The sequence below is a fragment of the Halomonas heilongjiangensis genome, assembly GCF_002879645.1.
Taxonomy (GTDB): domain Bacteria; phylum Pseudomonadota; class Gammaproteobacteria; order Pseudomonadales; family Halomonadaceae; genus Halomonas; species Halomonas heilongjiangensis.
Genome location: NZ_PNRE01000061.1, coordinates 16514 through 28361, shown reverse-complemented (window position 1 = coordinate 28361; position 11848 = coordinate 16514). Strand labels below are relative to the sequence as shown.

The 11848-nt window shown below is 67.6% G+C and carries 10 protein-coding genes; 9 read left to right on the top strand and 1 reads right to left on the bottom strand.

Features of this window, described 5'->3' with window-relative positions; all coding sequences use genetic code 11:
• Window positions 1-9 precede the first annotated feature (9 nt).
• From murG to lpxC, 7 genes are all read left to right on the top strand, one after another.
• Window positions 10-1065 (top strand): undecaprenyldiphospho-muramoylpentapeptide beta-N-acetylglucosaminyltransferase, encoded by a 1056-nt coding sequence (gene murG / locus C1H66_RS13760; protein ID WP_102628514.1) that lies wholly within the window; start codon window positions 10-12, stop codon window positions 1063-1065.
• A gap of 58 nt (window positions 1066-1123) precedes the next feature.
• Window positions 1124-2536 (top strand): UDP-N-acetylmuramate--L-alanine ligase, encoded by a 1413-nt coding sequence (gene murC / locus C1H66_RS13755; protein WP_102628513.1) that lies wholly within the window; start codon window positions 1124-1126, stop codon window positions 2534-2536.
• On the top strand, window positions 2533-3462 hold the full coding sequence (locus C1H66_RS13750; protein ID WP_102628453.1) for a D-alanine--D-alanine ligase: 930 nt from the start codon (window positions 2533-2535) through the stop codon (window positions 3460-3462). The genes murC and C1H66_RS13750 overlap by 4 nt, the downstream gene beginning before the upstream one ends.
• Complete coding sequence (locus tag C1H66_RS13745) at window positions 3459-4184, top strand: cell division protein FtsQ/DivIB (RefSeq protein WP_102628452.1); 726 nt, start codon at window positions 3459-3461, stop codon at window positions 4182-4184. The genes C1H66_RS13750 and C1H66_RS13745 overlap by 4 nt, the downstream gene beginning before the upstream one ends.
• 199 nt (window positions 4185-4383) lie before the next feature.
• Entirely contained in the window at window positions 4384-5673 is a 1290-nt protein-coding gene (gene ftsA / locus C1H66_RS13740) for a cell division protein FtsA (protein ID WP_102628451.1), read from the top strand.
• 34 nt (window positions 5674-5707) lie between these two features.
• Window positions 5708-6886, top strand: coding sequence for a cell division protein FtsZ (ftsZ, locus tag C1H66_RS13735; RefSeq protein WP_102628450.1), 1179 nt, complete (start codon window positions 5708-5710; stop codon window positions 6884-6886).
• Window positions 6887-6997: 111 nt separating this feature from the next.
• The gene (lpxC, locus tag C1H66_RS13730; protein WP_102628449.1) at window positions 6998-7909 is read left to right on the top strand and encodes a UDP-3-O-acyl-N-acetylglucosamine deacetylase; all 912 of its coding nucleotides are present in this window, start codon (window positions 6998-7000) and stop codon (window positions 7907-7909) included.
• Between the two features lie 102 nt (window positions 7910-8011).
• On the opposite strand, the gene C1H66_RS13725 is transcribed toward lpxC, so the two are convergent.
• A complete protein-coding gene (locus tag C1H66_RS13725; protein ID WP_102628448.1) occupies window positions 8012-8434 on the bottom strand; it encodes a DUF721 domain-containing protein in 423 nt (140 codons plus the stop codon).
• Between the two features lie 144 nt (window positions 8435-8578).
• Here C1H66_RS13725 and C1H66_RS13720 point away from each other — a divergent pair, with 144 nt between their 5' ends.
• A complete protein-coding gene (locus C1H66_RS13720) occupies window positions 8579-8953 on the top strand; it encodes a hypothetical protein (protein ID WP_240618323.1) in 375 nt (124 codons plus the stop codon).
• 64 nt (window positions 8954-9017) lie between these two features.
• Window positions 9018-11762 carry a preprotein translocase subunit SecA gene (secA, locus tag C1H66_RS13715; protein ID WP_102628447.1) on the top strand — a complete coding sequence of 915 codons (2745 nt, stop codon included), beginning with the start codon at window positions 9018-9020 and terminating at the stop codon, window positions 11760-11762.
• The last annotated feature ends 86 nt before the right edge of the window (window positions 11763-11848 follow it).

The following is an 11848-nucleotide window of genomic DNA, read 5'->3' as shown; positions in this document are numbered from 1 at the left end:
GCCCTGATCATGGCCGGGGGTACCGGAGGCCATGTGATTCCGGCCCTGTCGCTGGCCCGCGGATTGACGGCCGAAGGGGTCGAGGTCGAGTGGCTGGGCAGCCCGCGGGGCATCGAGAACCGCCTGGTGCCCGAGGCCGGCATTCCCCTGCACCGCATCGCGGTGGCCGGGCTGCGCGGCAACGGCCTGGGCGGATGGCTGATGACGCCGTTCAATCTCAGCCGGGCGGTCTGGCAGGCGTGGCGTATCATCCGCGCCTACGACCCCCAACTGGTGGTGGGGCTGGGCGGCTTCGCCAGCGGGCCCGGCGGGCTCGCCGCCTGGCTGGCGCGCCGGCCCCTGGTGATCCACGAGCAGAACGCCGTGGCGGGACTGACCAACAAGGCCCTGGCGCACCTGGCGCGGCGAGTCTATGCCGCCTTTCCCCAGGCCTTTCCCGGCCGCGGCGAAGTGATCGGCAACCCGGTGCGACCCGAGATCGCGTCGCTGGGTGAACGGCCCCGCCCGGCCGAGGCGATGCACGGCCGGCCCCTGCGGCTGCTGGTGGTGGGGGGCTCCCTGGGGGCCAGGGCACTCAACGAGACGTTGCCCGGAGCGCTGGCCGCACTGCCCGAGGACCGGCGGCCCGAGGTGCGCCACCAGGCCGGTCGCGACAAGGAGGCGGCAACCCGGGAGGCCTATGCCGCCCAGGTGGTGACCGCCGACGTGACCGCCTTTATCGACGACATGGCCGGGGCCTACGACTGGGCCGACCTGGTGGTCTGCCGGGCCGGAGCGCTCACCGTGGCGGAGCTGGCGGCGGCGGCCAAGCCGGCGCTGTTCGTGCCCTTCCCCCACGCGGTGGACGATCACCAGACCGCCAACGCCCGGGCCCTGGTCGAGCGGGGAGCGGCCCGACTGGTGCCCGATCAGGAGATGAGTGCGGCGTCGCTGGCCGAGGAGCTGGCGACGCTGCTGAACCCCGATACTCTCGCCACCATGGGCGCGCAGGCACGCGGCTGCGCGCACCTCGACGCCGTCGAGCGCCTGGTGGCCGGCTGCATGGAGACAGGTTTTGAGCGATAGCACACCGAGGCCGGTGACCGGCCCATTCGATCCCCCGAGCCATGGCCGGGGCCTGGGCATGCGCCGTATCCGGCACATCCATTTCGTCGGCATCGGCGGAGCCGGCATGTGCGGCATCGCCGAGGTGCTGGCCAACCAGGGCTACCGCGTCAGCGGCAGCGACCTGAGGGCATCGCCGGTGGTGACGCGGCTGCGCCACTGTGGCATCCGCGTGGCCATCGGCCACGGCGCCGACAATGTCGCCGGCGCCGACGTGGTGGTGGTCTCCACCGCGGTGGACGAGGCCAATCCCGAGATTCGCTGGGCCCACGACCATCGGGTGCCGGTGGTCCGGCGCGCCGAGATGCTCGCCGAGCTGATGCGTTTCCGTCATGGCATCGCCGTCGCCGGCACCCACGGCAAGACCACCACGACGAGCCTGACCGCCACCCTGCTCGGTGAGGGTGGGCTCGACCCCACCTTCGTCATCGGTGGCCGACTGACCAGTGCCGGCACCAATGCGCGACTGGGGGAGGGCGACTACCTGGTCGCCGAGGCCGACGAATCCGACGCCTCCTTCCTGCATCTGCAGCCGATGGTCTCGATCGTCACCAATATCGATGCCGATCACATGGCCACCTACGGTGGCGATTTCGAGCGCCTCAAGGGCACCTTCATCGAGTTCCTGCACAACCTGCCGTTCTACGGGCTCGCCGTGCTCTGCATCGACGATGCCAATGTGCGCGGCCTGCTCGATCGGGTGAGCCGCCAGTTCGTCACCTACGGCTTCAGCGAGGATGCCGATTACCGCATCGAGGATTTCGAACAGCAGGCCGGCGAGGTGCGCTTCACCGCTCGGCGGCCCGGTGGCCTGGCGCCGCTCGAGGTGCGGTTGGCGATGCCCGGTCGCCACAACGCCCTCAATGCCATGGCGGCGATCGTGGTGGCCACCGATGCGGGCGTCGGCGACGCGGCGATCCTGGCTGGCCTGGCCGGCTTCGCCGGCGTGGGGCGTCGCTTCCAGGTCCATGGCCACTTCCCGGCGCCGGAGGGCGAGGGCGAGGTGATGCTGGTGGACGACTACGGCCATCATCCCCGCGAAGTGGAGATGGTGATCCGGGCGGTGCGTGCCGGCTGGCCCGAGCGGCGCCTGGTGATGGTCTACCAGCCCCATCGCTATTCCCGCACCCGCGACCTCTACGAGGACTTCGTGCGCGTGCTGGCCGAGGTCGACACCCTGCTGCTGCTGGACGTCTACAGCGCCGGCGAGGCGCCGATCCCGGGTGCCGACGGGCGTACCCTGGCCGGGTCGATCCGCCAACGCGGCGAGGTCGACCCGATCTTCGTCCAGGAGAAGGGCGAGCTGCCCGGCCTGCTGGCCAGGGTGCTGCGCCCCGGCGATATCCTGATCACCCAGGGGGCGGGCGACGTAGGCGGCATCGCCCTGCGCCTGGCCGAGAGACAGCTGAACTTCGATGAGGTCGAACTATGAGCGCAGGCAGCAGCGATCCGGGACGCGTGGTGGTGCTCTACGGCGGTGATTCCGCCGAGCGGGAGGTGTCGCTCAAGAGCGGCGCCGCCGTGCTGGCCGCCCTGCGCCGCGCCGGGGTCGATGCCATCGGCTACGATCCCGCCGAGGGAGGGCTGGCCGGCCTGGAAGCCCTGGCGCCGGACCGGGTCTTTATCGCCCTGCACGGCCGCGGTGGCGAGGACGGTACCCTGCAGGGCGCGCTCGAACTGCTCGGCATTGCCTATACCGGCAGTGGCGTCCTGGCCTCGGCGCTGGGCATGGACAAGCAGCGCACCAAGCTGATCTGGCAGGCCCGGGGGCTACCCACTCCCGACGCCGTGATGCTTGGCCCCGATGCCGACTGGGTGGCGGTGGTCGAACGGCTCGGCCTGCCGCTGATCGTCAAGCCGGTGCACGAGGGCTCGACGCTCGGCATCAGCATCGTCGATAGCCCCGCGTCGTTGGAAGCGGCCTACCACGAGGCGGCGCGCTTCGACGCCCGGGTAATGGCCGAATGCTTCGTGCAGGGCGACGAGTACACGGTATCGCTGCTCGATGACCAGGTATTGCCGGCGATTCGGGTCGAGGTGCCCGGCGGCTTCTACGACTACGACGCTAAGTACCTCTCCAGCGATACCCTCTATCACTTGCCTTGCGGCCTCTCTCGGGAGGAGGAGGGCGAGCTGGCCGGCCTCTGTCGCGAGGCCTTCGACGCGGTCGGCGGCGAAGGCTGGGGACGGGTGGACGTGATGCGTGACGGCGACGGGCGTTTCTGGCTGATCGAGGTCAACACCTCGCCGGGCATGACCGACCATAGCCTGGTGCCCCAGGCGGCGGCCCATGCCGGTATCGACTTCGAGGCGCTGGTGCTGCGCATTCTCGCCAGTGCAGGGTGTGGCCGGGCATGACCCGTCGGGGTGGTCTGGTGGGCGTGTTGCTGCTGGTACTGCTGATCGGTGCCGGTGGCCGTGCCCTGTGGCTCTGGCTCGACCGGCCCATCGAGCGGGTCTCGATCCGTGGCGAGCTCCACCATGTCAGTGCCGACTACCTGCGCAGCCGGCTGGCGCCGCTGATCCAGGGCCAGACCTGGCTCTCGGTGGACCTCGGCGACCTGCGTGAGCGTGCCCTGGAGATCGACTGGCTGGCCGAGGTCAGCCTCAGCCGCGAATGGCCCAATGCGCTGACCTTCGAGCTCGTCGAGCAGGTGCCGGTGGCGCGCTGGAACGACGACTATCTGCTCAATCCGGAGGGCGAGCCCTTCGCCTTCGGCCCGGTGTCGCCGCCCGGCGACCTGCCCGACCTGGCCGGGCCGGCGGGTAGCGGTGCCGAGGTGCTCGGCTATCACCGGCGGCTGGCATCGCGCTTCGCCGATCTGGGGCTCGGGATGACCCAGCTGCGCCTCGAGCCGCGCGGCGCCTGGCGCTTCCAGCTCGATGACGGGGTCTGGGTGATGCTGGGACGCAACGATCGCGAGGCGCGCCTGGCACGCCTGGCCGCGGCCTGGCAGCGGCAGCTCGGTTCCCAGGCGTCGCATATCCGCTACATCGACCTGCGTTATCCCAATGGCGTTGCCGTGGCCTGGCATGGTGAAACCGAGCCCGTCGGGGAGGGCGAAGCCGAGGGGAGTTGAGGTCTTTTTTTGCCGAAGACGCACGCGCTGCAGGGGATCGAGGTGTTTCTTTTACGGCAAAATCGCCGTATCGTGAAGTTTGATTTTCGTAATGGGCTGGTGGATCAACCGTAGTTGTTCCTATAATTGCTCCAGACTTGTTTTTCAGGATTAAACGCCCCCTTATTTGTGGGCTAAGTTCGAGGAGACTTCCCGACTCATGGCAGGTCCATCCAATGCGTCCAATATGGTAGTCGGGCTGGATATCGGAACGTCCAAGGTCGTGGCGATCGTGGGGCAGCCCACCGACGATGGCGGGATCGAGATCGCCGGTATCGGCTCACACCCCTCCCGGGGCATGAAGAAGGGCGTGGTGATCAACATCGAGTCCACGGTGCAGTCGATCCAGCGTGCCGTGGAGGAAGCCGAGCTGATGGCCGGCTGCGATATCCACTCCGTCTATGTCGGGGTGGCCGGCAGCCACATCAGTTCGATGAATTCCGATGGCGTGGTGGCGATCAAGGAGCGTGAGGTGACGCCCTCCGATATCGATCGTGTCATCGACTCGGCCCGCGCCCGGGCGATTTCCGAGGGGCAGCGGGTGCTGCACGTGCTGCCCCAGGAGTTCGCCATCGACACCCAGGGCGGCATCCGCGAGCCGCTGGGCATGTCGGGCGTGCGGCTCGAGGCGCGGGTGCACCTGGTCACCGCGGCGCTCAATGCGGTCCAGAACATCGAGAAGTGCGTGAGGCGCTGCGGCCTCGAGGTCGACGCCATCATCCTCGAGCAGCTGGCCTCGAGCCATGCGGTGCTCACCGAGGACGAGCGCGAGCTCGGCGTCTGCATGGTCGACATCGGCGGCGGTACCACGGATATCGCGGTATTCACCGAGGGGGCCATTCGCCACACGGCGGTGATCCCCATCGCCGGCGATCAGGTCACCAACGACATCGCCATGGCGCTGCGTACGCCGACCCAGTATGCCGAGGAGATCAAGGTCAAGTATGCCTGTGCCCTGACCCAGCTGGCGGCCAGCGACGAGATGATCAAGGTGCCGAGCGTCGGCGACCGGCCGGCGCGGGACCTCTCCCGCCAGTCCCTGGCCGAAGTGGTCGAGCCGCGCTACGAGGAACTCTTCACCCTGATCCGTGACGAACTCCGGCGCAGCGGCTACGAGGACCTGGTGGCGGCCGGCGTGGTGCTGACCGGCGGCACATCGCGCATGGAAGGCGTGGTGGAACTGGCGGAGGAGATCTTCCACATGCCGGTACGCATCGCCTGCCCTCAGAACGTGCGAGGGCTCGCCGATGTGGTACGCAACCCGATTTATTCGACCGGGGTCGGTTTGCTACATTACGCCTTGCGGGAGGTCCGTCAGGGGCTGAGTCGACAGGCACCGGGTGGCGTGATCCCGGTGCAACCGAGGCGCGAAGATGCCTCCCGACGGGGATTGAGGGAAGGGATTCCGGCGCTGGAAAGGCTGAAGGGCTGGTTGAAAGGAAATTTCTGACAGGGCCGCCGATGCGGTCCAGGAGACGGGGCATATGTTCGAACTGGTAGATAGCGCACCCTCAAGCAGTGCGGTCATCAAGGTGATCGGTGTCGGCGGTGGTGGCGGCAATGCCGTGAATCACATGGTCGAGAGCAACATCGAGGGCGTGGAGTTCATCTGCGCCAACACCGACGCCCAGGCCCTGAAACGGGTCGCGGCGAAGACCGTCCTTCAGCTCGGCAGCGAGATCACCAAGGGGCTCGGCGCCGGGGCCAATCCCGATGTCGGTCGCCAGGCCGCCATGGAGGACCGAGAGCGTATCGCCGAGTTGCTCGGCGGCGCCGACATGGTGTTCATCACCGCCGGGATGGGGGGCGGTACCGGCACCGGGGGGGCTCCGGTGGTGGCACAGGTGGCCAAGGAACTCGGCATCCTGACCGTTGCCGTGGTGACCCGTCCCTTCCCCTTCGAGGGCCCCAAGCGCATGCGTGCCGCCGAGGAGGGCATGAAGGAGCTCTCCGAGCATGTCGACTCCCTGATCACCATCCCCAACGAGAAGCTGCTCTCGGTGCTGGGCAAGAGCGCCAGCCTGCTGACCGCCTTCAGCGCCGCCAACGACGTGCTGCTCGGTGCCGTGCAGGGCATCGCCGAGTTGATCACCAGCCCGGGCATCATCAACGTCGACTTTGCCGATGTGCGCACGGTGATGTCCGAGATGGGCATGGCGATGATGGGGACCGGCGGCGCCACCGGCGAGAATCGTGCCCGCGAGGCCGCCGAGAAGGCGATCAGGAGCCCGCTGCTCGAGGACATCGATCTACACGGTGCCCGCGGCATCCTGGTCAACATCACCGCTGGCCCGGATCTCTCCATCGGTGAATTCAACGACGTCGGTGCCACCGTCCAGGAGTTCGCTTCCCAGGACGCCACCATCGTGGTCGGTACCTCCATCGACATGGAGATGACCGACGAGCTGCGGGTCACCGTGGTGGCGGCTGGCCTCGATGGTCGTCAGGCCCAGCAGAAAGCCGCTCCTGCCCGCGAGACCGCGCGGCGTGCCGAGGGGGGCGACTATCGCCAGCGCCAGCAGCCGGCGGCGATGCGCCAGCAAGCCACCGCCAGGGCGGCCGAGCCCGAACAGGCCGCCAAGCCCCGGCCGGAGAAACGCAAGTCCCAGGAGCTCGATGATTACCTCGATATCCCGGCCTTCCTGCGCCGTCAGGCCGATTGAGGTGTGCTATCGGCTGCATAGGCAGGGTCGGGTGATGTTTTTTTGTTGAAACACTCGTTCGGTGTTATAGTGAACGGTGTTTGATAATCAACAACTGCCTGGCCACTGCCCATGATCAGACAACGTACCCTGAAGAACGTCATCCGCGCCACCGGCGTCGGCCTGCATTCCGGCAAGAAGGTCTACCTGACCCTGCGGCCGGCACCGGTCGATACCGGTATCGTGTTCGTGCGCACCGACCTGGATCCCGAGGTACGGATTCCGGCGCGTGCCGAGAACGTCACCGATACCACCCTGTGTACCGCGCTCTCCGCGGGCGGGGCCAAGGTCGCCACCGTCGAACACCTGATGTCGGCCCTGGCCGGCCTGGGCATCGACAACGCCTATGTGGATGTCAGCGCCCCCGAGGTGCCGATCATGGACGGCAGCGCCGGCCCCTTCGTGTTCCTGATCCAGTCGGCGGGCATCGCCGAGCAGGGTGCGGCGAAGAAGTTCATCCGCATCAAGCGCGAGATCGCGGTGCGCGAGGACGACAAGGAGGCGATCTTCCTGCCCCACCGGGGCTTCAAGGTCTCCTTCGCCATCGACTTCGACCACCCGGTGTTCGAGGACCAGAAGCAGACCGCCATGGTCGACTTCTCCACCACCTCCTTCGTCAAGGAGGTCTCCCGGGCGCGCACCTTCGGCTTCATGCGCGACCTCGAGTACCTGCGCTCCAACAACCTCGCGCTGGGCGGTAGCCTCGACAACGCCATCGTGGTCGACGACTACCGCATCGTGAACGAGGGCGGGCTGCGCTACGACGACGAATTCGTCAAGCACAAGGTGCTCGATGCCATCGGGGACCTCTATCAGCTCGGCTACAGCCTGATCGGTGAGTTCCGCGGCGTGAAGTCGGGCCATGCCCTCAACAACCAGCTCTGTCGCGCACTGATGGCTCAGCCCGATGCCTACGAACTGGTGACCTTCGAGGACGAGGCCGAGATCGCTCCGATCTCCTATGCGGCGCCGGCCATGGCCTGATCCGCATTTCCCCTCTCCGGCAGCCAGGCTAGCAAGGCGCCGCCAACCCGATCGGGTTGGCGGCGTCGTTGGTTTCGTCGGCCCGCTGCGGGGGGGGGCGGGTCAGGGCTTCTCGGCGTGGGAGGCCAGGCGTTCCAGGGCGCGTTTCAGGCGAGGGTCCTCAACGTCGGCGGCGCAGCTGGAGAGCTCGTCGGCGGCTCGGGCGGGAAGCTGGCGGACCTGGCGAGGGGGCGTGCTGGCCGGCCGCACCGGGCGTACCTTGAAGTGGAAGCTGGTCACGGCCTCGAAACCGGGCAACTGGTGCAGCAGCGACAGCAGGCGGCGCTGTTCGTAGCGCAACCAGGTCAACCAGACGGCTCGGTCGGTGATCAGGGTGAGGTGCCCCTCGCGATAGCCGCCCACATAGAGATGCTCGCGAACCTCCTCGGGTAGGTGGTCGCGCAGATGCTGCTGGGCCCGCTCGATCAGGCGCGCCGTGCGCATCAGTGAGCCGAACTCGCCGCCGCCCTCCAGCAACCGGGACATGGGCTGTGCTCTGGGACGCTTAACCTTTATACTCATGGGCTTGTTTCTCGGGGCCTTCCCCTGTTCTGCGCATCCGGCCGCGTCATGGGAGCCGGCAACCGGTCAACAGCAAGAGCCTAGCACGCTCGGGAGTTCATCGACAGCATGCCGCCCGTCCAGCCCGCTGCCCGTAACGCTGCCGCCCGCGGTCATCGCCCCGCGCTGGCGCGCCGTTCGGCGCGCTGGTGGCTGGCCGGTTTGCTGGTGGGTTGCCTGCTGCCGGCCGGGCTGGCGCAGGTCGAGAGCCTGCGTCATGCCGAGCGGATCGCGCAGATCTGCATCCTGGCCCCGGCCCTGATTCGCGCCAGTTCGCGACTCCAGGCCCGTCGTCGTGCGCTGACGCGCTGGCCGGCGATGCGCGACCCTGCGTGGCCGAAGCCTCGTCTCGGCCTGCGCCCCCTGTCATCGCCAAGCCGGCGCCTTACCGCCGCCCACGACGTCCTGACACGACGAGGCCCGCCCGCTGCGTGGGCACGCTGAAAACCCAATCGAATGGCCGGCCCCCGTGCCCGGCACGATGCCACACGCAGATATTGGACCCTTCATGATCAATTCCCTGTTACGCAAGGTCGTCGGCTCGAAGAACGACCGTGAAGTCAAGCGCATGTCCCGGCAGGTCGCGCAGATCACCGCCCTGGAGCCGGAATTCGAGGCGCTGGATGATGCAGCACTCGAGGCGCGGACCGGTGAATTCCGCCAGCGCCTGGAGGCCGGCGAGTCCCTCGATGCCCTGCTGCCCGAGGCCTTCGCGGTGGTGCGCGAGGCGAGTAAGCGGGTCATGGGCATGCGCCATTTCGATGTGCAGATGATCGGCGGCATGACCCTGCATCGCGGCCGCATCGCCGAGATGAAGACCGGCGAGGGCAAGACCCTGGTGGCGACCCTGGCCGTCTACCTCAATGCCCTGCCAGGCGAGGGCGTGCACGTGGTCACGGTCAACGACTACCTGGCCCGCCGCGATGCCGAGTGGATGCGTCCGCTCTACGAGTTCCTGGGCCTGTCGGTGGGCACCATCTACGCCGGACAGACCTCCGAGGAGAAGCGTGCCGCCTACGCCTGCGACATCACCTATGGCACCAACAACGAGTTCGGCTTCGACTACCTGCGCGACAACATGGCCTTCTCGCTGGAGGACAAGGTGCAGCGCGGGCTCCATTACGCCATCGTCGACGAGGTGGACTCGATCCTGATCGACGAGGCGAGAACGCCCTTGATCATTTCCGGGGCGGTAGACGAGAACACCGAACTCTACAAGGTGGTCGACCGCCTGGCGGTGAACCTGGTCAAGGGCGAGGTCTCGGAAGACCCGGACGCGCCGGTGAGTGGCGACTTCCTGCTCGACGAGAAGCAGAAACAGGTGGAAGTCACCGAGGAGGGGCATAACAAGATCGAGGAGCTGATGCGGGCCGAGGGGCTGCTCGGCGCCGAGGACTCCCTCTATGCCGCCCAGAACCTCAATCTGCTGCAGCACATGCACTCGGCGCTGCGGGCGCGCCACCTCTACCATCGTGACGTCGACTACATCGTCAAGGATGGCCAGGTGGTGATCGTCGACGAGCACACCGGCCGTACCATGCCGGGCCGGCGCTGGTCCGAGGGGCTGCACCAGGCGGTGGAGGCCAAGGAGGGGGTGGCCGTGCAGCGCGAGAGCCAGACGCTCGCCTCCACCACCTTCCAGAACTATTTCCGGCTCTACGACAAGCTGGCCGGGATGACCGGTACCGCCGACACCGAGGCCTTCGAGTTCCGCCAGATCTACGGCCTGGACGTGGTGGTGATTCCCACCAACCGGCCGCTGGTGCGCCAGGACCTCAACGATCTGGTCTATCTCAGTGCCGAGGAGAAGTTCGAGGCGATCATCGAGGACGTCAGGGTCCAGACCGAGGCCGGGCGACCGGTGCTGGTGGGTACCGCCTCCATCGAGACCTCGGAGTACCTGGCCGGTCTGATGAAGCAGGCCGGCCTCGCCTTCAACGTGCTCAACGCCAAGCAGCACCAGAGCGAGGCGGAGATCATCGCCCAGGCCGGCCGCCCCGGGGCCGTCACCATTGCCACCAACATGGCCGGCCGCGGTACCGACATCGTGCTGGGCGGCAACTGGGAGGCCGAGGCGGCCAAGCTCGAGAACCCCAGCGAGGCACAGATCGAGGCGCTCAAGGCCGACTGGCAGGCCCGTCACGAGGCGGTGCTGGCCGCCGGTGGACTGCACGTGGTCGGCTCCGAGCGTCACGAGTCGCGGCGCATCGATAACCAGTTGCGCGGCCGTTCCGGCCGCCAGGGCGACCCGGGCTCGACCCGCTTCTTCCTGTCGCTGGAAGACAACCTGATGCGCCTGTTCGGCTCCGACCGGGTGCAGCGCCTGATGCAGGCGCTGGGACTGGAGCGCGGCGAGGCGATCGAGCACAAGATGGTCTCCAATGCCGTGGAGCGGGCCCAGAAGAAGGTCGAGAGCCGCAACTTCGACATTCGCAAGCAGCTGCTCGAGTACGATGACGTGGCCAACGACCAGCGTCGGGTGATCTACGAGCAGCGTAACGAGATACTGGGTTCCGACGACGTCTCCGGCGCGGTCAGCGGAATCCGCGAGGAAGTGCTGGATCTCGCCGTCAGCGAGTTCGTGCCCCCCCAGAGCCTGCCCGAGCAGTGGGACCTGCCGGGACTGCAGGACCACCTCAAGAGCGAGTTCAACCTCGAGGCCCCGGTGGTCGAGTGGGCCGAGCAGGACGACCGCTTCCACGAGGAGCAGCTGCGCGAACGCCTCCAGGCGATGCATCGCGATGCCTACCAGGCCAAGGTCGAGGAGGCCGGTGCCGACCTGATGCGCCGCTTCGAGAAGCAGGTCATGCTGCAGGTGCTCGACACCCGCTGGAAGGAGCACCTGCAGTCGATGGATCACCTGCGCCGCGGCATCCACCTGCGCGGCTATGCCCAGAAGAATCCCAAGCAGGAGTACAAGCGCGAGTCCTTCGAGCTGTTCCAGTCCCTGCTGAGCAACATCAAGGCCGACGTGACCCGTATCCTCAGCCATGTGAAGGTGCGCCGTCCCGAGGAGGTCGAGGAGCTGGAGCGCCAGCGTCGCGCCGCCCTGGAGCGGGAGAAGGCTACCGCCGACAGCCGTCACGACGTGCCGGTGGCGGCGACCGCCGACGGCGAGGACGAGGACGAGGCCCCGCGGCCGGGCGCCGATGGCCGGCCGCTGCGCCGGGATGGGCCCAAGGTCGGGCGCAACGACCCCTGTCCCTGCGGGTCCGGCAAGAAGTACAAGCAGTGCTGCGGCAAGCTGAGCTGACGGGCTACGGGCTACGGGCTACGGGACTCGAGTCGGAGGAGACCATCCTGCTCGAAGCTCGAAGCGGATTCCAGACAGGAGAGAAG